This is a genomic window from Streptomyces sp. YPW6 (assembly GCF_018866325.1).
In the GTDB taxonomy this organism is placed as follows: domain Bacteria; phylum Actinomycetota; class Actinomycetes; order Streptomycetales; family Streptomycetaceae; genus Streptomyces.
Genome location: NZ_CP076457.1, coordinates 4,791,734 through 4,813,648, shown reverse-complemented (window position 1 = coordinate 4,813,648; position 21,915 = coordinate 4,791,734). Strand labels below are relative to the sequence as shown.

The 21,915-nt window shown below is 72.2% G+C and carries 20 protein-coding genes; 7 read left to right on the top strand and 13 right to left on the bottom strand.

Features of this window, described 5'->3' with window-relative positions; all coding sequences use genetic code 11:
- Positions 1-144 precede the first annotated feature (144 nt).
- The gene (locus KME66_RS21380) at positions 145-678 is read left to right on the top strand and encodes a GtrA family protein (RefSeq protein ID WP_073225546.1); all 534 of its coding nucleotides are present in this window, start codon (positions 145-147) and stop codon (positions 676-678) included.
- Between the two features lie 88 nt (positions 679-766).
- Here the strand turns inward: KME66_RS21380 and KME66_RS21375 are convergent, their stop codons facing one another.
- Both KME66_RS21375 and KME66_RS21370 read right to left on the bottom strand, forming a co-directional pair.
- On the bottom strand, positions 767-2,032 hold the full coding sequence (locus KME66_RS21375; protein WP_073225544.1) for an ATP-binding protein: 1,266 nt from the start codon (positions 2,030-2,032) through the stop codon (positions 767-769).
- Between the two features lie 58 nt (positions 2,033-2,090).
- Positions 2,091-2,768: a response regulator transcription factor gene (locus KME66_RS21370; RefSeq protein WP_216324889.1), complete on the bottom strand. Its 678-nt coding sequence runs from the start codon at positions 2,766-2,768 to the stop codon at positions 2,091-2,093.
- 489 nt (positions 2,769-3,257) lie between these two features.
- On the opposite strand from KME66_RS21370, the gene KME66_RS21365 reads away from it, so the two are divergent.
- On the top strand, positions 3,258-4,757 hold the full coding sequence (locus KME66_RS21365) for a peptide MFS transporter (protein ID WP_216324887.1): 1,500 nt from the start codon (positions 3,258-3,260) through the stop codon (positions 4,755-4,757).
- Between the two features lie 98 nt (positions 4,758-4,855).
- Here KME66_RS21365 and KME66_RS21360 read toward each other — a convergent pair whose 3' ends face one another.
- The 7 genes from KME66_RS21360 to KME66_RS21330 form a co-directional block, all read right to left on the bottom strand.
- Positions 4,856-5,221 carry a hypothetical protein gene (locus tag KME66_RS21360; protein ID WP_216324885.1) on the bottom strand — a complete coding sequence of 122 codons (366 nt, stop codon included), beginning with the start codon at positions 5,219-5,221 and terminating at the stop codon, positions 4,856-4,858.
- Positions 5,222-5,428: 207 nt separating this feature from the next.
- Positions 5,429-6,883 (bottom strand): hypothetical protein, encoded by a 1,455-nt coding sequence (locus KME66_RS21355; RefSeq protein WP_216324883.1) that lies wholly within the window; start codon positions 6,881-6,883, stop codon positions 5,429-5,431.
- A 14-nt stretch (positions 6,884-6,897) separates the two neighbouring features.
- Positions 6,898-8,004 carry a hypothetical protein gene (locus tag KME66_RS21350; RefSeq protein WP_216329530.1) on the bottom strand — a complete coding sequence of 369 codons (1,107 nt, stop codon included), beginning with the start codon at positions 8,002-8,004 and terminating at the stop codon, positions 6,898-6,900.
- 74 nt (positions 8,005-8,078) lie between these two features.
- Complete coding sequence (locus tag KME66_RS21345) at positions 8,079-9,155, bottom strand: hypothetical protein (RefSeq protein ID WP_216324881.1); 1,077 nt, start codon at positions 9,153-9,155, stop codon at positions 8,079-8,081.
- 150 nt (positions 9,156-9,305) lie between these two features.
- Positions 9,306-10,037, bottom strand: coding sequence for a peptidase (locus KME66_RS21340; protein WP_216324880.1), 732 nt, complete (start codon positions 10,035-10,037; stop codon positions 9,306-9,308).
- 232 nt (positions 10,038-10,269) lie between these two features.
- Complete coding sequence (locus tag KME66_RS21335; protein WP_073225534.1) at positions 10,270-10,761, bottom strand: ATP-binding protein; 492 nt, start codon at positions 10,759-10,761, stop codon at positions 10,270-10,272.
- A gap of 202 nt (positions 10,762-10,963) precedes the next feature.
- Positions 10,964-11,332 carry an STAS domain-containing protein gene (locus KME66_RS21330; protein ID WP_073225532.1) on the bottom strand — a complete coding sequence of 123 codons (369 nt, stop codon included), beginning with the start codon at positions 11,330-11,332 and terminating at the stop codon, positions 10,964-10,966.
- A 285-nt stretch (positions 11,333-11,617) separates the two neighbouring features.
- Here KME66_RS21330 and KME66_RS21325 point away from each other — a divergent pair, with 285 nt between their 5' ends.
- The gene (locus tag KME66_RS21325) at positions 11,618-12,586 is read left to right on the top strand and encodes an RNA polymerase sigma factor SigF (RefSeq protein WP_216324878.1); all 969 of its coding nucleotides are present in this window, start codon (positions 11,618-11,620) and stop codon (positions 12,584-12,586) included.
- A gap of 146 nt (positions 12,587-12,732) precedes the next feature.
- On the opposite strand, the gene hutI is transcribed toward KME66_RS21325, so the two are convergent.
- The 4 genes from hutI to hutU all read right to left on the bottom strand — a co-directional run bounded on the left by hutI (position 12,733) and on the right by hutU (position 18,411).
- On the bottom strand, positions 12,733-13,905 hold the full coding sequence (gene hutI, locus KME66_RS21320) for an imidazolonepropionase (RefSeq protein ID WP_216324875.1): 1,173 nt from the start codon (positions 13,903-13,905) through the stop codon (positions 12,733-12,735).
- A 149-nt stretch (positions 13,906-14,054) separates the two neighbouring features.
- Positions 14,055-15,422 carry a formimidoylglutamate deiminase gene (locus tag KME66_RS21315; protein ID WP_216324873.1) on the bottom strand — a complete coding sequence of 456 codons (1,368 nt, stop codon included), beginning with the start codon at positions 15,420-15,422 and terminating at the stop codon, positions 14,055-14,057.
- Positions 15,413-16,621 carry an allantoate amidohydrolase gene (locus KME66_RS21310; protein ID WP_216329528.1) on the bottom strand — a complete coding sequence of 403 codons (1,209 nt, stop codon included), beginning with the start codon at positions 16,619-16,621 and terminating at the stop codon, positions 15,413-15,415. Before KME66_RS21310 ends, KME66_RS21315 begins: the two co-directional genes overlap by 10 nt.
- A gap of 131 nt (positions 16,622-16,752) precedes the next feature.
- On the bottom strand, positions 16,753-18,411 hold the full coding sequence (gene hutU, locus KME66_RS21305) for a urocanate hydratase (protein WP_216324871.1): 1,659 nt from the start codon (positions 18,409-18,411) through the stop codon (positions 16,753-16,755).
- 136 nt (positions 18,412-18,547) lie between these two features.
- Between hutU and KME66_RS21300 the strand changes: the two genes are divergently transcribed.
- The 4 genes from KME66_RS21300 (at position 18,548) to KME66_RS21285 (ending at position 21,814) form a co-directional block, all read left to right on the top strand.
- Positions 18,548-19,933 (top strand): APC family permease, encoded by a 1,386-nt coding sequence (locus KME66_RS21300; RefSeq protein ID WP_216324869.1) that lies wholly within the window; start codon positions 18,548-18,550, stop codon positions 19,931-19,933.
- Between the two features lie 158 nt (positions 19,934-20,091).
- On the top strand, positions 20,092-20,499 hold the full coding sequence (locus KME66_RS21295; protein WP_216324866.1) for a hypothetical protein: 408 nt from the start codon (positions 20,092-20,094) through the stop codon (positions 20,497-20,499).
- On the top strand, positions 20,496-21,302 hold the full coding sequence (locus KME66_RS21290; RefSeq protein ID WP_216324863.1) for a helix-turn-helix domain-containing protein: 807 nt from the start codon (positions 20,496-20,498) through the stop codon (positions 21,300-21,302). The genes KME66_RS21295 and KME66_RS21290 overlap by 4 nt, the downstream gene beginning before the upstream one ends.
- Positions 21,303-21,340: 38 nt before the next feature.
- Positions 21,341-21,814: a roadblock/LC7 domain-containing protein gene (locus KME66_RS21285; RefSeq protein ID WP_073225513.1), complete on the top strand. Its 474-nt coding sequence runs from the start codon at positions 21,341-21,343 to the stop codon at positions 21,812-21,814.
- The last annotated feature ends 101 nt before the right edge of the window (positions 21,815-21,915 follow it).

Sequence of the window (21,915 nt, the reverse complement as noted above, 5' to 3'; positions counted from 1 at the left end):
GCGCCGGTGGTCCCCGGACGGCCGTACGGATGGGCGCACAGCGGCCGCCCCGCTGAGGCACGGGCGGCCCACGGGCGGGCTGGTTAGCATGGCCGGGTTGACGGAACCGTCGACGCCATCGAACGGACGGACTGGGCGATCACCATGAGCGAACGGGGCGCACTGCGGGCCCGGCTTGATCTGCTGGCCCGGGAGGTCGCCAAGTTCGGCGCGGTCGGCGCGGTGGGGCTGCTGGTCAACATCGCGGTCTTCAACCTGCTCCGGCACGCCACCGACCTCCAGGTCGTCCGGGCGAGCGTGCTGGCGACCTTCGTCGCCATCCTGTGCAACTACGTGGGCTTCCGCTACTGGACCTACCGGGACCGCGACAAGACCGGCCGGACCCGCGAGCTGACGCTCTTCCTGCTGTTCAGCGCGGCGGGCGCGGTGATCGAGAACGGCGTGCTCTACCTGGCGACGTACGGCTTCGACTGGAACAGCCCGGTCCAGAGCAACGTCTTCAAGATCCTGGGCATCGGGCTCGCGACCCTCTTCCGCTTCTGGTCCTACCGGACGTGGGTCTTCAAGGCCCTCCCCGCCGAGACCCCTTCCGCCGAGGAGGCCGCCCGCCCCGCGGAGCGGTTTCTGGAACAGCGGCGGCCCACGGAGACCGTAGAGCGCGATCCGGTACGGAACTGACGCGCCGCGTCGTCGCCGTCGAGCGCGCACCGGGCACTCAGGGGCCCGCACTGCTCAGCGCACCGAGCACTCAGGGGCCCCGCACTGCTCAGCGCACCGGGCGCTCAGGGGGTCTGCGCTCGACCGGGACGCGGCTGAGGAAGAGTGCGAAGACCGCCGGGTGCTGCTGGAGCAGTTCCAGGCGCCCGCCGTCCGCTTCCGCGAGGTCGCGGGCGACGGCCAGGCCGATGCCGGTGGAGTTGCGGCCGCTGATGGTCCGCTCGAAGATCCGCGCCCCGAGTTCGGCGGGGACGCCGGGCCCCTCGTCGGTGACCTCGACGACGACCTGGTTGCCGGTGACGCGGGTGCGCAGGGCGACGGTACCGCCGCCGTGCATGAGGGAGTTCTCGATCAGCGCCGCCAGGACCTGGGCGACCGCCCCCGGGGTTCCGACGGCCCGCAGCCCGTGCTTGCCGGAGCAGACGAGGGCCCGGCCGGTGGAGCGGTAGGCGGGCCGCCACTCCTCGATCTGCTGCTTGATGATCTCGTCGAGGTCGAAGACGACGGCGGAGCCGGTGCGCGGGTCGCGGGAGTTCGTCAGGAGCCGCTCGACGACGTCGGTGAGGCGCTCGACCTGGGTCAGGGCGATGTTCGCCTCCTCCTTGACCGTCTCGGGGTCGTCGGTGACGGAGATCTCCTCGATCCGCATGGAGAGCGCGGTCAGCGGGGTCCGCAGCTGGTGCGAGGCGTCCGCGGCGAGGCGCCGCTCGGCGGTCAGCATCCGGGCGATCCGCTCGGCGGAGGAGTCCAGGACGTCCGCGACGCGGTCCAGCTCGGGCACCCCGTACCGCTTGTGGCGCGGGCGGGGGTCCCCGGAGCCGAGGCGTTCGGCGGTCTCGGCGAGGTCGGTGAGCGGGGAGGTCAGCCGGTTGGCCTGGCGTACGGCGAGGAGCACGGCCGAGACGATCGCCAGCAGCGCCACCGCGCCGATGATCAGGAGTGTGCGTCCGACCTCGCGGGTCACGGCCGAACGGGACTCCTCGACGACGACCTTCTCCCCCCTCTCGCCGGTCTCCGTGGCGCGCAGGACGCTGCCCTCGGGGCGTTCGCCGACGGCGATGGGCTCACGGCCGGGGATCTCGATCAGCGCGAACCGGGCCGGGTCGATCTGCTCGGCCAGCACGCCGGAGTTGATCGTCTCCTCCCCCAGCAGCCGGCTGTCGACCACGCTGATCAGCCGCAGCGCCTCGGACTCGACGCTCTCCTGGGCGCTGGCGCTGATGGTGCGGGTCTCCACGATCACCAGCGAGACGCCGAAGACGGCGACGACGACGAGCACCACGGCGAGCGTGGAGTTGATCAGCCGGCGGCGCATGCCCGCCGCCTCAGGGGGCCGTGGGGACGGTTCTCAGAGCGCATGGGAGCTTCGTACGTCAGCTCTTCTCGAACCGGAAGCCGACGCCCCGGACGGTGGCGATGTAGCGCGGATTGGCGGCGTCGTCGCCGAGCTTCTTGCGCAGCCAGGAGATGTGCATGTCGAGGGTCTTGGTGGAGGACCACCACGTGGTGTCCCAGACCTCGCGCATCAGCTGGTCGCGGGTGACGACCCGGCCGGCGTCCCGGACGAGAACCCGCAGCAGGTCGAACTCCTTGGCCGTGAGCTGGAGTTCCTCCTCACCCATCCAGGCACGGTGCGATTCGACGTCGATCCTGACGCCGTGGGTGGCGGGCTGCTGCACGGGCTCGGCGGCACCGCGGCGCAGCAGGGCGCGGACCCGGGCGAGCAGCTCGGCGAGCCGGAAGGGCTTGGTGACGTAGTCGTCGGCGCCCGCGTCCAGGCCGACGACCGTGTCGACCTCGTCCGCGCGGGCCGTCAGCACCAGGATCGGGATGGCGTGGCCGCCGGCCCGGAGCCTGCGGGCGACTTCGAGGCCGTCCATCCCGGGCAGCCCCAGGTCGAGGACGACCAGGTCGATTCCGCCCTGGAGTCCGGCGTCGAGCGCGGTCGGACCGTCCTGGCGGACCTCGACCTCGTAACCCTCCCGACGCAGTGCGCGGGCCAGTGGCTCCGAGATGGATGCGTCGTCCTCGGCGAGCAGTACAAGGGTCATGGGCTGATGGTAGTCCGGTCGGGGGGCTCGCGGTGAGGCCCGCGGCGTCACCTGCGGGTCAGCGCCACAAAGCGGCCGGAGACCTTGGAATATGGGAGTCTGGTTCCATCAGGACCTGTGATCCATCTCTCAAGTCCTTTCATATCCTGCCGTGTCGTGTCGTATGGTGTCCCGACGCCTGTTGCACTACTCAAGGACCTTTGGGCAGCCATGAACGCCAAGGGTCCCTTTTGTGTGCGGGGCCGGTGCTCGCCGGCCCGCTCAGAGTGAATGACCTGTGAGCCGGGCCCGGAGCACGAGAACGCGCCCCGGGTGTGGATCCCGACGCGGTTCTTCCCCGCTCCGCCGCCGAGCCCCCGCCAGGAGCCCGGCCGCCCGGAGCACGTCCCCTCAGGCGTGGGGACGGGGCATGCCGCGCCGGTGCCGGCTGCCCCCCACCGGGCGCGTACCGCTCACGAGGCGGCGCGTCCCGACCAGCAAGGATCGACCATGGCGTCCAGCCTGACGAAGGACTCGCCGAGTTCCGGCGAGAAGACCTTCTTCGGCCACCCCCGCGGTATGGCCACCCTGTTCATGACGGAGATGTGGGAACGCTTCTCCTGGTACGGGATGCGCGCCATCCTCACCCTGTACTTGGTGGCCGCTGTGCTCGACGGCCCCCTTGAGGGCCGGGAGGCGCTCGCCGCCTCCATCTACGGTGTCTACAACGCCGTCGTCTACATGGCCGCGATGCCCGGCGGCTGGGTCGCCGACCGTCTCTGGGGCGCCCGCAAGGCCGTTCTGGTCGGCGGGATCATCATCGCGCTGGGCCACTTCACCCTGGCACTGCCGAGCGACATCGCGTTCTTCATCGGCCTGGCACTGATCGCTGCCGGTACGGGCCTGCTGAAGCCGAACATCTCGGCGATGGTCGGCGGCCTCTACCAGGGCCAGCCCAGTGCCCGCCGTGACGCCGGCTTCACGCTCTTCTACATGGCCATCAACATCGGTGGCCTCGCCGCCCCGCTGCTGGTCGGTTACCTCGGCGAGCACGTCAACTGGCACCTCGGCTTCGGTGTCGCCGGTGTCGGTATGACCTTCGCGGTGATCCAGTACGCGATCGGCTCCAAGCACCTCGGCGACGTCGGCAAGCTGCCCGCGAAGCCCATCTCCCCCGAGGAGCGGCGGAAGACGCTGCGCAAGGTCGCCCTGTGGGCCGGCATCGCGGTCGCCGCGCTGCTGATCGACCTGGCGCTGGGCACGTACGACATCGAGCACATCGTCAACGTCCTGGCCGTGCTGGGCGTCGTCGTGCCGGTCGTCTACTTCATCACGATCTTCCGGGACCCGGCGCTGACCAAGGAGGACCGGCCGAAGATCAAGGCGTACGTGTGGTTCTTCATCACCGCCGTGCTCTTCTGGATGATCTACGACCAGTCCGGTTCGCTGCTGACGATCTTCGCGGACAACAAGACGGACCGCTTCATCGGCGGCTGGGAGTTCCCGGCCTCCTGGCTGCAGTCGGTCAACCCGGCCATGGTCATCATCCTGGCTCCGATCTTCGCCGCGCTCTGGGTCAAGCTGGCCACGCGCAACCGCGAGCCCAGCACCCCGATGAAGTTCGCCCTGGCGATGCTTCTCATCGGTGGCTCCTTCGGCATCATGGGTCTGGCGGGCGCCGCCGCGGCCAACAGCGACACCGGCAAGGTCACCGTGTTCTGGCTGCTCGCGGTCTACCTGGCGCAGACCATGGGTGAGATGTGCCTCTCCCCGGTCGGCCTGTCCCTCTCCACGAAGCTGGCGCCGAAGATGTTCGTCGGCCAGATCATGGGTCTGTGGTTCCTGGCTACCTCGACGGGCAACGCCCTGAACGGCTGGACCACGAAGCTCAACGCTCCGCTGGGCGACGCTGCGTACTACACGCTGCAGGCGGGCGTGGCGGTGGCCGCGGGTATCGCCTTCATGGTGGCGGGCCGCAAGATCCGCGCCCTCATGGGCGGCGTGAAGTAACTCCCCCAGGGACGTACATACGGCAGCGGGTCCGCACGAGAAAGCTCTCGTGCGGACCCGCTGCCGTATGCCGTCAAGCCGGCGCTTCCGGGGCCCGACTACTTCTTGGTCTCGACCTTGACGCTGCGCAGGAAGCTGCTGAACCCGCACTTCACCGAGGACTTCTCACCGGGCTTCTTCCAGTCGCCGAACACCGTCCACGGGATGGTGTGCTCGGCGCCGCGGCCGCGCACCACGTCACACACGAGCACGGCGCGGTGCTTCTTGACGGCCTTCCCCTTGGACGACTTCTTGCAGGACGACGTCGAGACCGGACGCCCCAGCGAGAGGCTGGGCGTGGCCTTGCAGGTGTACTTCGCACCGGCCGCGGCGGCCGGCGCCGCGGTGGCGAGCGACAGCCCGGACGTCACCAGCAGGCCGGCGAGCACGCCCGTCACAGCCTTCTTCCCCCAGGTCACCTTCATGATGTTCCTCTTCTCCAGCAGCGCGGCGCCGGCAGGTGGTCAAGCCTGCCGGTGAACGCCGCACCCAGACCCTTCCCTTCGCTCCTGCGAAGAGATACCTGAGGAACCTAGCCTTATCGATCTTGTTCGAGCAAGGCGTAGTGGGCGAATTGAGCTAGTTCTGAGCTTGGACCGGGCAGCGGCCCGGTCCAAGCTCGCGGCCCGCGCTCAACGCGGGCCGAGCAGCCTCCGCCACGGGGTGAACGTGAACACCGCGCCGCCCAGGAGGATCGCCGTGCCGGCGACCAGGCCGAGCGCCCTCAGCGCACCGCCGTCCTCGGCGCCGGTGGCGGCCAGGCCGCCGCCCGAGTCCGTGCCGCCGCCGGACGCCGCGGCTCCGCCCGAGGCGGCCGCGCCGCCGCTTCCGCTGCCGCCGGACGCGCCGCCCGGCTGGGCGGAGGTGTCCAGCTCCAGGGAGACGGCCACGTCGGCGGGCGGGGTGCAGGTGGTCGTCGTACCGGCGGCCATCACCGTGAGGACGCCGGGGCTGAGCGTGGACTTCCCGCTCGCGCCGGGCTTGTACGTGCCGGTGAGATCGGGGATCTCGATCGGGGCGCCGGTCTTGATGACCTCCTTGTTCAACGGCCCCTCGACCGCGACCGTGCCCTGGTCCGCCCCGCCGAGCCGGACCTCCATGGACGGCTTGACCTGGCCGGCCGGGATGTCGATCGGGCTGTCCATCACGGACTTGCTGAACTTCACCGTCAGGTCGTAGTCGCCGCCGCTCTTCCTGGCGCTGATCCGGACCGGTGAGGTGGCGTTCTTGTCCCCGATGGGGGTCTTGCACGCATAGGCGACGGACACCTCCTTGCCGGGGAAGTCGGTCGCGCCGCCTCCGCCGCCGGTGCTTCCGCCGTCACCACCCCCGGAAGCGGTGCCTCCGGAGTCCGCACCGCCGCTGCTGGCGCCCCCGCTGTCCGTGCCGCCGCTGGTCGTGCCCCCGCTGTCCGAACCGCCCGTCGTGGTGCCGCCGGAGTCCGTTCCGCCGGTGGTGGTTCCGCCGGTGGTGGTTCCGCCGGAGTCCGTGCCGCCCCCGGACGTGGTTCCGCCGGAGTCCGTGCCGCCGGTGGTCGTGCCGCCCGTGGTGGAGCCGCTGCCGTCGGTGACCTTGATGGTGGCGCCCGGCCGCACCTCCTCGGTCGGCGCGCACTTGGTGTCCGTGGAGATCGGCCTGGACACGTTGATCTTGTAAGCGCCCGGCGTCAGCGTGATCTCTCCGGCCTTCTCCAGCTTCAGCGTGCCCTTCATGTCGGGCAGCACCATGGGGCTGTTCTTGGGGATCGGCGGATTCTGCCGAGGGCCCTCCAGCTTCAGTTCGCCGCTCGCCGCACCGCCCAGGGTGACGGTTCCGGTCGGCTTGACCGTGTCCGCACCCAGGTCCAGCACGTCCGGGTTCTTGGACGCGGCCTCGACCGTCTTCCAGACGACCTCGATCTCGTCGCCCACCTTCGCCTCGGCCGGAGCGGTCAGCTCCACCTTCGTGGTGCCCTGCACGGCGGGCAGCCCCGAGATCGGCGGCGGAACGCACTCCGTCGCATAACTGACCTCGGCGGCCCGGGCCGGGCTCGCGGCCATCAGGATGCCCGCGCCGCCGAGCATCAGCGCGACTCCCGCCGCGCTCATCCTCCGTTGCGTTCTCACGCTTGTCCCTTCGTCGTGGGTCGGGGTCGGTTCTCGGACGGTGCGGAATCCGGGGTGAACCACGGCAGCGCGGCGGTGGCCGCGCTCGTGGTCGCGTTGGTGGTCGCCTTGCTGGCCGTCGTGTCCGGGTTCGTGGAGACGCTGGAGGTCGCGGTGGGGGCCGCGTTCGGTCTCCGCATGCGGTGGGCGCCGGCGGGGCGGGGCCGGACCTTGTCCACGACCGCCATGCCGATACGGAAGACCGCCGCCGGGACGACCACGCAGAGCAGGATCCAGAAGAGCGTGACGCCCCAGGGCCGGCCCACCCCCCACGGCTGCTCGGCCAGCACCTTGTCCCCGTACCGCAGGGAGACCTGGTAGTCGCCGTGCGCGCCCGCGGACAGCTCGACCGGCAGTTCGATCCGCGCCCTGCCACCGGGCGGGACCGTGCCGCGCCACGGTCGCTCCTCCCACTGCGGGGCGTAGACGCCGTGCGCGGTGCCGATCTCGAAGACGGGGTCCGTGACCGGGGCCGACCCGGGATTGCCCACGGTGAGGACGAGCCGGCGGGCGGGCGGGGCCCCGAACCAGGTGAGCAGGGAGCTGTCGCCCTCCAGGCTGGTGGTGGCCAGTACCGCGAGCCTCCCGTCGCCGCTCTGCCGCGGGAGATCCGCCGTGGGGTGGCCCGCCACCGTGAACACCGCGTCGACCAGCTCCTGTTCACCCGTCACCGTGACGACGTGCACCACACAGGGGCACGGTTTCGGCGGTTCGCTCACCGGCAGCTTCTTGCTGAAGGCGCCCTTCTTGTCGGTCGTGACAGCCCGGCCGTCGGCGTTCGCGCAGGAGTTGGTGCCGCCGATGACGCCCCGCTCGGGCGTGGACTGACCGCAGATCAGCAGCATCAGCAGCGCATCGGGCCGCCAGCCGCTGCCGCTCACGGTGATCGCCCCGCCCTTGCCCGCCTCCTTCTTGGAGAGGCTGACAGCAGGGTCACCCTCGGCCGCCCGCGCGCCCGGCGCGTTCAGGACGAACAGAGCGGAGAGGGCGGAGAGGGCGCAGAGGAGTGCGAGGAGTGCCGGGAGGGCGGTCAGGGGCCGGGGTTCGGTCGGCCGGGTGGGCAGGGGCCCGGTCGGCCGGGTCGACGGGTGCCGGGTCCGCCGGGTGGGGCGAGAGGCTTCGGGTCCGAGCTGCCGCGTCACGTCTTCGCTCCCGCCTTCAGCAACGGTTCGGTTTCCACCGGGCGTTCCGCCATCGCCGTGCGTCCCGACCCGACCGGGCCTTCCTCCTTCGCCGTACGTCCCGGCTCCACCGGGCTTTCCTCCTTCGCCCTGCCTCCCGGCTCCGCCCCAGGGCCCGGCTCCGCCGGAGGGCCGGTCCGCTCACGGGGTTGGGGCCGCGCCGAGGACCCCGTGTCCGGGGGCGGTTGCGGGGCCGCACGCCCGGTGCGCCGTCGCCGGTACGCGCCGGAGGCGATCGCGGCCAGGCCGCCGAGGACCAGCAGCCCGGCGCCGACGGCCGGGGCCACCGGGATGTACGTCGCCGACGCCTCGGCCTCGTCCCGGACACCGCCCGACGCGGTGACCCGCAGCCGTACGGTGACCGCGTCCAACGCCGGTGCGTCGGGCCAGGGTTCGGTCCGCTCGGCCTTCCGTCCCGGGGCCAGCTCCAGCGGCAGAGGGCGTTCCGGGCGGTCCAGCAGCGTGCCGAACACCCCCTCGGCCCGCACCGCCAGCCGGGGCCTCAGCATCGCGTTGCCCCGGTTGACCAGGGTGTACCGGATGCTCCCGCCGGAGATCTCGACGTCCTCGACACTGAGCGCCGCCAGTGTCGGGCCGACGGTGCGGACCCGGACCGGCACGCGGATCTCCTCGCCGCCGCCGACGGCCACGGCCGCCCCGGAGGCGTCACCGGGAACCGTGTCGGGCGGCACCGTGACGGCGAGCGGCACCTCCGCGCGGGTCCGGGCCGGGACGCTGACGGTGTCCTCGGCGAACCTGATCCAGGCCCCGGCCCGGCCGTCGCCCCGGAGCCGTACGGTCAGCGGGGTCCGGCCGGAGTTGGTCACCGCGAGGCGGTCCTGGAGGACCGTTCCGGGCGCGCCCTCCAGATAGACGTACGGCCGGGCGTCCTGGCCGGTGCCGCCCGCGGGACGGGCCGTCCATCCGGCCGGACCGTCGGCGGCGGCCGGGGGCGCGAGCCCGCACAGCAGCGCGGCGAGCGCCGCCACGAGGACGGGCAGCGCACGGCACCGGTGCGAGGTGGGTGGCGACATGGGGGCTCCTCTGCCTTCCGGCGGCGATGGCGCTGCCGTGCGGGCCGTCCGTACGCGCGTACGGACGGCCGGGGTCGTTCCGCAGGCCACCGGCCGTGCGACCGCACGGAACGCACGGGCCACACGACCGCACGACCGCACGGGCCGTGGTCAGCCTGTGGAGCGCTGCCCGCGCCGGGTCAGCCAGAGCACTCCGGCCGCTCCCGTCAGCAGCACGGTGCCGCCGAGCGTGCCGAGCGCCGCCGCCGAGTCCAGCGGGCCGGTGCGGGGCAGTTCCCCGCCGCCCGACGCGCCTGTCGAGGCACCGCCGGTGGAGCCGCCGCCCGTGGACCCGCCGGTCGATCCCCCGGTGGAGCCGCCGCCCGGCGAACCTCCCGCCCCCTGGACGTCGAGTTCGAGGGACGGGCCGGGGCTGTTCTTGGGCGTACAGGTGGTGGTCGTACCGAGGGCCTTGATGGTGAGGACCCCAGCGGTGAAGGTGACCTTGCCGCTCTTCTTCGGTGTGTACGTCCCCGACAAGTCACTGATCCTGATCGGGGTGTTGGCGGGAATCGCCTCGGTGTTCGCCGGGCCGGAGACCTGGACCCTGCCCGTCTCCGCGCCGCCCAGCTCGATCACGGCGCTCGGGTTCATGGCCCCCTTCCCCAGCTCGACCGGGCTGGAGGAGACGCCTTTCCGGAAGGACATCGTGAGTTTGTGGCCGTCACCGCTCCTGACGGCCTTGATGTCGATGGGCGAGACCGCCCCCTTGGGCCCGATGGGCGTCACGCACTGGTAGTTGACGTCCACGACCTCGGCGTACGCGGCAGGCGCGCCCGCGACCACGATCGGGCCCGCCAGCGCGGCCGCCAGCGCGAGAGTCGTCCGTTTGCGGTTCGGCACCTCGTGTTCCCCTCTTGCCGGACGTCGCCGCGCGCCACGACCCGTACGGGCGCGCACTGCTGACGGCACATCAGATTGGGCGCTCAAGGTACGCCCGGGGCCTGATGGAGGGAAGACAAAGAGCGCGCCGATCCGGCGCGCTCTTTCGGTGCGGTGGTGCGGGTGAGGGGGGGCGGGCCCGGGGCCGCTCGGCCGGACCGGGCCCTGATCGGCAGGGCGGCTCCGGCAGGTCCTAGGCGGGAGCGGCGAGCTCCGCCCAGACGGTCTTGCCCGGGGCGTCCGGCGCACGCAGTACACCCCAGTCGAGGCAGAGGCGCTGCACGATGAACATGCCGTGCCCGCCGGGGCGGCCCGCGCGGTGCGGCGTACGGGGTGCGGGCTGCCCGGCGCCCCGGTCGACGACCTCCACCCGCAGCCCCTTGGGGGTGCGGCCGATCCGGATCTCCTCGGGGCCCTCCGCGTGCAGGCAGGCGTTGGTCACCAGCTCGGAGACGACCAGCAGGACGTCCTCGGCGGCGGCCCTGCGGTCCGCGGTGGACGCCGGGAGCCAGCCCCAGTCGTGCAGCGTCTGCCGGGCGAAGTCCCGGGCCGTCGGAACGATGCCGCTGGCCTGCGCGAGCGAGAGGGTGCGCCACTGCCGCTCGGCCGGGACGGGCGAGGCTGCGCCCGCTTCGTCCGGCTCGCGACCGAGGTCGCCCGGCGGATGCTGCCGGGTGGTGCTCATCAGCGCTTCACCTCACCGATTCGCCATGTCGCCATGTCGCCGTTGAACAGATAGTGATCAGTTACCGAGTGTGCCGGAGCCCTTGCGGGGCACCGCCGGGGTGTCTCCTGCCCTGCCATGTCGCAACAACACCCACTTGAGGCACACGATTGCACGACACAGCCGACACCAGGGATGCCGGCGGCCGCACGGCCGCGCCGGGTCAGGCGGCCAGGGCCTCTTCGAGAGTGGCGTGGACGGTGAAGACCGCTTCCGCCCCCGTGATCTCGAAGACCCTTGCCACGACAGGCAGCATTCCGGCCAGATGAACGCCTCCGCCGGCCGCCTCCGCCTTGAGGCGGGCGCCGAGCAGCACGTTCAGCCCGGTGGAATCGCAGAAATTCAGCCGGGAGCAGTCGACCACCAGGCGCGAACGCCCCTGCTCGACCGCATTCTCCAGGGGCTCGCGCAGCAGATCCGCGGTGTGGTGATCGAGCTCACCCACCGGGGTCACCACCTCGCTGCGCCCCTCGGTCCGGGCCTCGACCTGAAGTCGACCCCGGTTCGCACTGCCGACCGTCCCGCGGTCCATGCCTGTCCCTCTTCGCCGTTCGTCACTGTTCGCGTCACTGCCTGTGCGGCTGTATGCGTAGCTGCCGCCGACGTGCGTAAAACAGTACGCGTTCCGAACGCCACACGGTAGTCGGAGACCTCAACAAACCGGACATATAGCAGCAATTGGCGCTTGTCACTGCTGGTCAAGACCGGGTATGGGTAGAGGGACACCAAAAATGCGACCGGCTTTGGAGGCGCCGCTTCACCGCAGGAACACGTATGGGCATCGGCAGCCATATGCCGAGAACGATGGAGGAGAACCATGTCACCCCGGCTCGACGGAGCGCGTACCCACAACGCGTCGTCGGCATGTCCTCAGGGACCGACCAATTCCGACTCCCCCGCCGCGAGAGCCGTCCCCGGCCCGCGCGCCGGCACCAGCATCACCTCAGACTTCTCCGGCGAGGGCCTTGACGGGCTCGAAGGGCTCGAAGGGCTTCCCGAGATCCCGCCCTACGCCGAAGTGGGCGCTCTGGACGCCAGGGCCCTGTCGAAGACGCTCTTCGAGCGTCTGGAGTCCCTCGACGAGGGCACTCCCGAGTACAGCTACGTCCGCAACACCCTCGTCGAGCTGAATCTCGCGCTCGTCAAGTTCGCGGCCTCCCGGTTCCGCTCCCGCAGCGAGCCGATGGAGGACATCGTCCAGGTCGGCACCATCGGCCTGATCAAGGCGATCGACCGGTTCGAGCTGAGCCGCGGTGTGGAGTTCCCCACCTTCGCGATGCCGACGATCGTCGGCGAGATCAAGCGCTTCTTCCGTGACACCAGCTGGTCCGTGCGCGTGCCGCGCCGGCTCCAGGAGCTGCGGCTCGACCTGGCGAAGGCCGGCGACGAACTCTCCCAGCAGCTGGACCGCGCGCCCACCGTGGCGGAGCTGTCCGAGCGTCTCGGCATCACCCCGGACGAGGTCGTCGAGGGCATGTCCGCGAGCAACGCGTACACCGCGAGCTCGCTGGACGCCAAGCCCGAGGAGGAAGACGGCGAGGGCGCCCTCGCGGACCGTATCGGCTACGAGGACCACGGGCTCGAAGGCATCGAGTACGTCGAGTCGCTGAAGCCGCTGATCGCCGCGCTGCCCGCCCGGGACCGGATGATCCTCTCGCTCCGCTTCGTCAGCAACATGACGCAGTCGGAGATCGGCGAGGAGCTGAACATCTCGCAGATGCACGTCTCGCGGCTGCTCTCCCGCACGCTGACCAAGCTCCGCAAGGGTCTGACCCTGGACGAGTGAGCCACCTCACCCGGCCCGCCGCCCCGCCACGGGGCTCCGGGGCCGTGAAGCACCGCGGAAGGACCCGCCCCGGATCGCCGGGAGCGGGTCCTTCCGCGTGTCGGGGCGGGGCGGGGCAGGGGGCCCTGCCCCGCCCCGCCCGGGACCTACGCCACCCGCTCCCCGCTCCGCCACACCGCGCTGACCAGCGGGACGCCGGGGCGGTAGGCGAGGTGGACGTGGCTCGGGGCGTCGAGGAGGACCAGGTCGGCGCGGGCGCCCGGGGTGATCCGGCCGATGTCGTTACGGCGCAGGGCCGCGGCTCCGCCCGCGGTGGCCGCCCAGATCGCCTCGTCCGGGGACATCCCCATGTCACGAACGGCCAGCGCGATGCAGAACGGCATGGACGAGGTGAAGGAGGAGCCGGGGTTGCAGTCCGTGGAGAGCGCGACGGTGGCCCCGGCGTCGAGGAGGCGGCGGGCGTCGGGCCAGGTGGCGCGGGTGGAGAACTCCGCCCCCGGGAGCAGTGTGGCGACCGTCCTGCCCTGGCCGAGCGCGTCGACGTCCGCGTCGGTGAGGTGGGTGCAGTGGTCGGCCGACGCGGCGTCGAGCTCGACGGCGAGCTGGACACCGGGGCCGTAGCTCAGCTGGTTGGCGTGGATGCGCGGGTGCAGCCCCCGGGCACGGCCCGCGGTGAGGATGGCGCGGGCCTGGTCGCCGTCGAAGGCGCCCTGCTCGCAGAAGACGTCGATCCAGCGGGCGTGCGGGGCGCAGGCCTCCAGCATCGGGCCGGTGACCAGGTCGACGTATCCGGCGGGATCGTCGGCGTAGTCGGGGGACACGATGTGGGCGCCGAGGTAGGTGACCTCGTCGGTGTGACGGCCCGCGACGCGCAGGGCGCGGGCCTCGTCCTCGACGGTGAGGCCGTAGCCGGACTTGGTCTCGAAGGTGGTGGTGCCCTGGCGCAGGGCCTCGGCGAGGTAGCGGGCGACGTTGGCGGACAGCTCCTCGTCGGTGGCGGCCCGGGTGGCGGCGACAGTGGTGCGGATGCCGCCCGCGCGGTAGGGCTGCCCGGACATGCGGGCGTTGAACTCCTGGGTGCGGTCGCCCGCGAAGACCAGGTGGGAGTGGGAGTCGACGAAGCCCGGGATCACCGCGCGGCCGGCCGCGTCGAGGACGTTGTCAGTGGCGGGTGCTTTGCTGGATTCACCGGTCCAGACGATGCGGTCGCCCTCGATGACGACGGCCGCGTCCTGGATCAGGCCCAGGGGGGTCCCGTTGCCGAGGGAGGGGTCATTGGTGACCAGGCTGGCGATGTGGGTGACGGCGGTGGTCGTCATCTGGAGCGTGTTCTCCTTGCGTTCCGAAGGGGCCGACGGGTCCGGGGCTGCGCGGGACTCCGGCAGGTCCCGGGCTGCCCGGGACTCCGGCAGGTCCGGGGGTGCCCGGGGACCCGGGAGCGGTGGTGCGGGGCGGCGGGGTCCTGCGCTCAGCCGTGCAGGGCGGCGACAGCCGTCTCCAGCGCCCGGGGCACGTCCTCGATCCGCGTGTGACGGCCGTCGCGGACGATGTGCCGCCCCGCCACGACCGTGTGCCGCACATCAGCGGCGGAGGCGGCGAATACGGCGGTCTCCGCTGCCAGTCGGGGCGCCGGTCCCGCCGTTCTGACGGAGTCCAGGGCGACGGTGGTCAGATCGGCGGGGGCGCCCGGCTCCAGCACGCCCGCGTCGGGGCGGCCCAGTGCGGCGTGCCCGTCGGCGGAGGCGGCCCGGAGCAGGGCGGCGGCCGTCCAGTGGCCGCGGATGTGGGTGCGCAGCCGCTCGTTGAGCTCCATCGCCCGCGCCTCTTCGAAGAGGTCGATGACGGCGTGGCTGTCGCTGCCCAGCGAGAGCGGCGAGCCCGCCTTCTGGAGGGCGGCGGCGGGGCCGATGCCGTCGGCCAGGTCGCGTTCGGTGGTGGGGCACATGCAGGTGCCCGTCGCCGAGGAGCCCAGCAGCTGGATGTCCGCCTCGGTCAGGTGCGTGTTGTGGATGCCGGTGGTGCGCGGGCCGAGGACCCCGTGGTCGGCCAGCAGCCGGGTGGGGGTGCGGCCGTGTGCGGCCCGGCAGGCGTCGTTCTCCGCCGTCTGCTCCGAGAGGTGGACGTGGAGCGGGGCCTCGCGCTCCTCGGCCCACCGCACCACGGTGGCCAGCTGGTCCGCCGGGACCGCCCGGACGGAGTGGACGGCCGCGCCGATCAGCGTGTGGTCGTCGCCCTTGAGGAGGGCGGCGCGCTCGGCCCATGCCTCGGCGGTCGTGTCGGAGAAGCGCAGCTGGTGCCGGTTGGGCCGCTCCCCGAATCCGGCGGCGAGATAGGCGGTGTCCAGCAGGGTGATCCGGATCCCGGCCTCGGCGGCGGCCGCGATGAGCGCCTCGCCCATGGCGTTCGGATTGGCGTAGGGGGTGCCGCCGGGGGCGTGGTGCAGATAGTGGAACTCACCGACGGAGGTGATGCCGGCCAGGGCCATCTCGGCGTACGTGGCGCGGGCCAGGTCGAAGTAGGTGTCCGGGGTGAGCTCGGCCGCCGTGCGGTACATCAGCTCGCGCCAGGTCCAGAAGGTCCCGGTGCCCACCTGGACGGTGCCGCGCAGGGCCCGGTGGAAGGCGTGGGAGTGGGTGTTGGCGAGGCCGGGGAGGGTCAGGCCGCGCAGCGCGGTCGCGCCGGGCGGCGGTGCCCCGGCCCCGGTCCTGATCCCGGCGATGCGGCCGTCCGCGACGTCCAGGACGACGCCCGGCTCGACGTGCGTGCCGAGCCAGGCGTGCTCCATCCAGTAGGACGCGGTGACGGGAGCGCCCGCCGTCCGTGGTGTCAGCTGCACGCGAGACCTTCCAGTACGTCGGCGAGCGCCTCGACCCCGGCCGTGCAGTCGTCCTCGGCGGCGTGCTCGGCGGGTGAGTGCGAGATGCCGGTGGGGTTCCGTACGAAGAGCATGGCGGTGGGCACCGAGGCGGACAAGATACCCGCATCGTGGCCCGCGCCGGTGCCGAGGACGGGCACGGGGCGCCCCGTGTCGCCGGAGCCCTTCAGGATCTTCGCCAGTTCGTCGCGCAGGGCGTGCTCGAACTCGACGACGGGCGTGAACGATTCGCGCACGACGTCGAGGTCGATCCCGGCCCGCTCGGCGTACTCCCGGGCGGCGCGCTCGACGCCGGTGACGACGGCGTCCAGGGTGGCCTGGTCGGCGGCGCGGGAGTCGAGCCAGCCGCGGACGAGGGAGGGGATGGCGTTGACCCCGTTGGGCTCGACCGCGATCTTGCCGAAGGTGGCGAGCGCTCCGGTCAGGTCGGCCTCGCGGCGGGCGGCGAGCACGGTCTCGGCGTACGTGAGCATCGGGTCGCGGCGGTCGACGAGCCGGGTGGTGCCCGCGTGGTTGGCCTCGCCCCGGAAGTCGAACCGCCAGCGGCCGTGCGGCCAGATGGCGGAGGCGATGCCGACGGGGTCGCCGGTCAGGTCGAGGGCGCGGCCCTGCTCGACGTGGAGTTCGACGAACGCGCCGATCCGGGCGAGCCGTTCCGGGTCGGGACCGATGGTCGCGGGGTCGTGTCCGGCCGCCTCCATGGCGGCGGGCAGCGTGGTCCCGTCCGCGTCCCGCAGGCGGTGGGCGTCGGCGACGGTGAGCTGTCCGGCGGCGAGCCGGGAGCCGACGCAGGCCAGTCCGAAGCGGGCGCCCTCCTCGTCACCGAAGTTGGTGATGGCCAGCGGCCGGGTGAACTCCGCGCCCCTGCGGTGGAGTTCGTCGAGCGCGGCGAAGGAGGACACCACTCCGAGCGGGCCGTCGAAGGCCCCGCCGTCCGGGACGGAGTCCAGATGGGAGCCGGTGACGACGGCGTCCCCGGCCAGAGGGTCGCCGAGCCAGGCCCACTGGTTGCCGTTGCGGTCGGTCTCGTACGCGAGACCGCGCGCCTCGGCCTGCGCACGGAACCAGGCCCGGCAGTCGCGGTCGGCCGCCGACCAGGCGTAGCGCCGGTAGCCGCCGCTGTCGGGGTGGCGTCCGACGGGAGCGAGCTCCCGCCACATCGAGAGGAAGGAGTCACCGGCGCGCCACGGCTGCCGACCCGGGCCGGGCGGCGTGGGCCCGTCGCCACCGGCCGCTCCCCGCCCCGAGGCGCGCCCGGCCGGTGCGGGGGTGCCGGGGGTGCCCGACGGCATCAGTTGCCCTCCGTCATCGGGACGCGTACGCCCTTGTCCGCGGCGACGGACTCCGCGATGTCGTAGCCGGCGTCGACGTGGCGGATGACACCCATGCCGGGGTCGTTCGTCAGGACGCGGCGGATCTTCTCGCCGGCGAGCTTCGTGCCGTCGGCGACGGAGACCTGGCCCGCGTGGATGGAGCGGCCCATGCCGACGCCGCCGCCGTGGTGGAGGGAGACCCAGGAGGCGCCGGAGGCGACGTTGACCATGGCGTTGAGCAGCGGCCAGTCCGCGATGGCGTCGGAGCCGTCGAGCATGGCCTCGGTCTCGCGGTACGGGGAGGCGACCGAGCCGCAGTCGAGGTGGTCGCGGCCGATGGCCAGCGGAGCGGCCAGTTCGCCGCTCGCGACCATGTCGTTGAAGCGCTCGCCGGCCTTGTCGCGCTCGCCGTAGCCGAGCCAGCAGATCCGGGCGGGCAGGCCCTGGAAGTGGACCCGCTCGCCGGCCATCCTGATCCAGCGGTGCAGCGACTCGTTCTCCGGGAAGAGGTCCAGGATCGCCTTGTCCGTCTTGTGGATGTCGGAGGCCTCACCGGAGAGGGCCGCCCAGCGGAAGGGGCCCTTGCCCTCGCAGAAGAGGGGGCGGATGTAGGCGGGGACGAAGCCGGGGAAGTCGAAGGCGCGGTCGTACCCGGCAAGCTGGGCCTCGCCGCGGATGGAGTTGCCGTAGTCGAAGACCTCGGCGCCGGCGTCCATGAAGCCGACCATGGCCTCGACGTGGCGGGCCATCGACACGCGGGCGCGCTGGGTGAAGTCGGCGGGCTTCTCGGCGGCGAGAGCGGCCATGTCGTCGAAGTCGACGCCGAGCGGCAGGTAGGCGAGCGGGTCGTGGGCGCTGGTCTGGTCGGTGACGATGTCGATCGGCGCGCCCTCGGCGAGCATCCGGGGCAGCAGCTCGGCCGCGTTGCCGAGGAGGCCGATGGAGAGCGGGCGGCGGGCGTCGCGGGCCTCGACGGCGAGCTGGAGGGCGTGCTCCAGGCTGTCGGCCCGCACGTCCAGGTAGCGGTGCTCGATGCGGCGCTCGATGGCGCGCGGGTCGACGTCGATGCAGATCGCGACGCCGTCGTTCATGGTGACGGCGAGCGGCTGGGCGCCGCCCATACCGCCGAGTCCGGCGGTCAGGGTGATCGTTCCGGCCAGCGTCCCGCCGAACTTCTTCGCGGCGACGGCGGCGAAGGTCTCGTAGGTGCCCTGGAGGATGCCCTGGGTGCCGATGTAGATCCAGGACCCGGCGGTCATCTGGCCGTACATGGTCAGGCCCAGCTGCTCCAGGCGGCGGAACTCCTCCCAGTTGGCCCAGTCGCCGACCAGGTTGGAGTTGGCGATGAGCACGCGGGGCGCCCACTCGTGGGTCTGCATGACGCCGACGGGCCGCCCGGACTGGACGAGCATCGTCTCGTCCTGCTTGAGCGTCTCCAGCGTGCGGACCATCGCGTCGAACGAGCGCCAGTCGCGGGCCGCCTTGCCCGTGCCCCCGTAGACGACGAGCTTGTCGGGGTGCTCGGCGACCTCGGGGTCGAGGTTGTTCTGCAGCATGCGCAGGGCGGCTTCCTGCTGCCATCCCAGGGCGGTCAGTGCGCTGCCGCGCGGTGCCCGTACGGGGCGGGGTCCTGACATGGCGGTGCCTCCTCGCGACGGTGGAAAACTATTCACATCCTGATGCTCTGAATAGTCGTAGTCAACAGGTGCGGTTCGCGTCGCGATCGGGCAAGCGTGATTCCTGTCCGCCCCAGCGGCCGTCCCGGAGGCACCGATGAGCACTCCCGACCCACCCGCAAGCGCCCGGCCGCCCGCGAAGGACGGCGGATCGCCGCCGCTCAAGCGCGCACTGGGCCCCAAGCTGCTGGTCCTCTTCGTCATCGGCGACATCCTCGGCACCGGCATCTACGCCACCACCGGGGACGTCGCGGGCAAGATCGGCGGCGCGCTGTGGCTGCCGTTCACCATCGGCTTCGCCGTCGCCCTGCTCACGGCAGCCTCGTACGTGGAGCTGGTCGGCAAGTACCCGAAGGCGGCCGGGGCCGCGCTCTACACCCAGAAGGCGTTCAAGGTCCCCTTCCTGACCTTCGTCATCGCCTTCATGGTGATGTGCTCGGGCCTCTCCTCGGCGAGCGCGGCGGCGCGGGCGTTCAGCGGCGACTATCTGGGCGAGTTCACCGACGCGGTGCCGCCGACCCTGATCGCGATCCTGTTCGTCCTCGCCCTGGCCGCGATCAACCTGCGCGGGGTCGCCGAGTCGGTCAAGGCGAACGTCGTCCTGACCCTGGTGGAGGTCAGCGGGCTCGCGGTGATCCTCGCGATCGGCGCGTACGCCGTGTTCAGCGGCGGGGGCGACCCCTCCCGGCTGACCCGGATCGAGACCGGAGGCACCGGATACGCCCTGCTCACGGGCGTCCTCGGCGCCACCGCGCTGGGCTTCTTCGCCTTCGTCGGTTTCGAGGACTCGGTCAACATGGCCGAGGAGACCAGAAACCCGGCCCGCAACTTCCCCCGCGCCATCTTCATCGGCGTGGGCGTCACCGGCACCGTCTACGTCCTGGTCGCCGTGATCTCCTCACTCCTGGTGGACTCCCGCACCCTGTCGGGATCGAGCGGGCCGCTGCTGGAGGTGGTGAAGGCCGGAGGCGTCGATTTCCCGCCGAAACTCTTCGCGCTGATCGCCCTGTTCGCCGTCACCAACTCGGCGCTGATCAACATCATGATGGCCTCGCGGCTCTGCTACGGCATGGCCGCCGAGCGCATCCTGCCGCCCGTGATGGGGAAGGTGCTGGCCCGCCGCCGCACCCCCTGGGTCGGGATCGTCTTCGTATCCGCCCTGGCGATCGGCCTGGTCTCCACCGGTGAGATCGAGGGGCTCGGCGACACCACCTCGTTCCTGCTGCTCTGCGTCTTCGCCGTGGTCAACATCGCCGTACTGGTGCTGCGCCGGGACCCGGTGGACCACCACCACTTCCGCACTCCCACAGCACTGCCGGTGCTCGGCGCGCTCAGCTCGCTGGTCCTGGCGAGCCCGCTGGCCGACCGGGGCGCGGACGTGTACGTACGGGCCGGAGTCCTGCTGCTCGTCGGGGCCGGGCTGTGGGCGCTCAACAAGGCGGTGATGAACGCCCGCGAGAAATCCGGCGCGGCCGTGGACTGACCGGGCGCCGGCGCACCTCCCGGCCAACACTTTTCAGCCGCTCCTTTACACCCCGGAGGGCATGTACCAAGGGAAAATGCCAGAACCTCCACCAGCCGTGAGCACGATGCGTAGCCTCTGCGTTACAGCCGTACGCCACGTCGGGAGGGGAAATCCGCGTGCCCGGAATCGACGAGTGCCTGCTCGAAGTCATGAGGCTGCCCGGTGCCCGGGGCGCCTCGGTGGTCGACTGGACGAGCGGTCTCGCCCTCGGCACCATCGGGGACTCCCCCAACGGCGACCACGAGGCGACCGCCGCCGAGACGGCGGAGGTCGCGCGGATGACCGCCGAGCAGCCCGCCTTCGCCCACCTCGGCGCGGAAGGCGAGCAGTCCGCGGAACCGCCGGGCATCCCGGTCGAGGACGTCATCGTCACCACTCATGACGGATACCACATGCTCCGATTCGTGGAGACGGCATTCGACAGCAGCGTCTTCCTGCATCTGTGGCTGGACCGGTCGGCCGGGAATCTCGCGCTCGCCCGGATGCGGCTGGGCGAACTGGCGGAGCGGCTGGTGCTGGCATGAGCGCGATAGCCGCAGACCCCGACGCCCCGGAGACGGACCGGCTCCCGGTCCTCTCCCCGATGCTCCAGCGCCTGGCCGCCGAGCGCGCGACCGGCGCCCTGATGCGCGACCACGGCACGCTCTACCTCGCCGACGGCCAGGTGGTCCACGCCGAGAGCCCCGCCACCCCCGGTATCGACGTCCTGCTCACCGCCGGCGGAACCCTGCGGCACGAGGGCTGGTGGGACGCCGTGGCGCAGGCCGGGGCGGGCCACCGGGTCGGCCGCTACCTCGTGGACAGCGGCCATGTGCCGGGCGGCGCCCTGGAGTTGTGCCATCTGGGCGCGCTGTACGACGCCGCGTTCTTCGCGCTCGCCCCGACCGGCACACCCGCCCGCTTCCGTTACGGGGTGGCGCACTGGATCGGTCCGGTGCGGCCCGTCCCGGTCGCCGCCGTGGAACGCGAGACACTGCGCAGACGGGAGTTCCTGGACCGGATCTGGCCCGACCCCGCCTGCGACAGCGCACCCCTGCTGCGGACGGCGCACCGGGCCGACGCCCCGGTCCCGGCCCGGCAGCGCCGGCTCCTGGAGCTGGCCGACGGGGCCCGTACGGCCTCGGACATCGCGCAGGCGCTGGGCCGTTCGGCGTTCCACATCCTGGTCGACCTACGGCGTCTCGCGGCGGCCGGTCTGGTGGAGGCGGTCCGCGCCCAGCCCCTGCCGGCTGCCGGGACCTCCGGCCGGATCACGCTCCCCGAGGTCACGGCCGACCCCGATATCGCCCTGCTGCGCCGACTCCGAGACGCATTGGAGGCCCTGTGATACGCGCGCTCAGACAGCGTGCCGGGAGGAGACAGCCGATGGTGCCCGAGGCCGAAACACGCGATGTCCTCGACGAGCTCCAGCGGTTACGCGCCCGGGTCCCGCTGCTCTCCGGGGCGCTGGCCGCCTCCACCGACGGGCTCGTCCTGGCCCACGACACCCCGGGCGTCGAGGCGGAGGGCGTCGCCGCCCTCACCGCGGCCGCCCTCGGCGTCTCCATCCGGATGACCGACGCCACCGGCCGGGGCGGCTTCCGGGAACTGCTGGTCCGCGGCGGCAGCGGCTACATCGCCACCTACGCCGCGGGCTCCTCCGCCGTCCTGACCCTGCTGGCGGAGGACCGCATCAACGTCGGACGGCTCCATCTGGAGGGCCGCCGCGCGGGCGCCCGGATCGGTGAACTCGTCGACGCCGCGCTGGAGCGCGTCGACCGCCCCGCCGCCACCCCCCGGGCCGCGCCGCCGCGCCCCGCCACCGCGCCCGACCGCGCGCTGCCGCAACGCCCCACGTAACGCGCCGTCGCGCAGCGGTCTCGCCCCCCACCTGTACCGCCACAACCACCGGGACTCAGCCATCACGCAGAAGCCCGCGCACCAGCCCGCACGGAAACCGG

What these genes read in the sequence shown, in the direction of transcription:
- KME66_RS21335 (WP_073225534.1), bottom strand. Translation starts at nt 10,761, where the DNA reads ATGAGCACCACCCGGCAGCATCCGCCGGGCGACCTCGGTCGCGAGCCG.
- KME66_RS21310 (WP_216329528.1), bottom strand. Translation starts at nt 16,621, where the DNA reads ATGTGGCGGGAGCTCGCTCCCGTCGGACGCCACCCCGACAGCGGCGGC.
- KME66_RS21290 (WP_216324863.1), top strand. Translation starts at nt 20,496, where the DNA reads ATGAGCGCGATAGCCGCAGACCCCGACGCCCCGGAGACGGACCGGCTC.
- KME66_RS21330 (WP_073225532.1), bottom strand. Translation starts at nt 11,332, where the DNA reads ATGGACCGCGGGACGGTCGGCAGTGCGAACCGGGGTCGACTTCAGGTC.
- KME66_RS21365 (WP_216324887.1), top strand. Translation starts at nt 3,258, where the DNA reads ATGGCGTCCAGCCTGACGAAGGACTCGCCGAGTTCCGGCGAGAAGACC.
- KME66_RS21285 (WP_073225513.1), top strand. Translation starts at nt 21,341, where the DNA reads ATGGTGCCCGAGGCCGAAACACGCGATGTCCTCGACGAGCTCCAGCGG.
- KME66_RS21300 (WP_216324869.1), top strand. Translation starts at nt 18,548, where the DNA reads ATGAGCACTCCCGACCCACCCGCAAGCGCCCGGCCGCCCGCGAAGGAC.
- KME66_RS21375 (WP_073225544.1), bottom strand. Translation starts at nt 2,032, where the DNA reads ATGCGCCGCCGGCTGATCAACTCCACGCTCGCCGTGGTGCTCGTCGTC.
- KME66_RS21360 (WP_216324885.1), bottom strand. Translation starts at nt 5,221, where the DNA reads ATGAAGGTGACCTGGGGGAAGAAGGCTGTGACGGGCGTGCTCGCCGGC.
- hutI (WP_216324875.1), bottom strand. Translation starts at nt 13,905, where the DNA reads ATGACGACCACCGCCGTCACCCACATCGCCAGCCTGGTCACCAATGAC.
- hutU (WP_216324871.1), bottom strand. Translation starts at nt 18,411, where the DNA reads ATGTCAGGACCCCGCCCCGTACGGGCACCGCGCGGCAGCGCACTGACC.
- KME66_RS21355 (WP_216324883.1), bottom strand. Translation starts at nt 6,883, where the DNA reads ATGAGCGCGGCGGGAGTCGCGCTGATGCTCGGCGGCGCGGGCATCCTG.
- KME66_RS21380 (WP_073225546.1), top strand. Translation starts at nt 145, where the DNA reads ATGAGCGAACGGGGCGCACTGCGGGCCCGGCTTGATCTGCTGGCCCGG.
- KME66_RS21370 (WP_216324889.1), bottom strand. Translation starts at nt 2,768, where the DNA reads ATGACCCTTGTACTGCTCGCCGAGGACGACGCATCCATCTCGGAGCCA.
- KME66_RS21325 (WP_216324878.1), top strand. Translation starts at nt 11,618, where the DNA reads ATGTCACCCCGGCTCGACGGAGCGCGTACCCACAACGCGTCGTCGGCA.
- KME66_RS21345 (WP_216324881.1), bottom strand. Translation starts at nt 9,155, where the DNA reads ATGTCGCCACCCACCTCGCACCGGTGCCGTGCGCTGCCCGTCCTCGTG.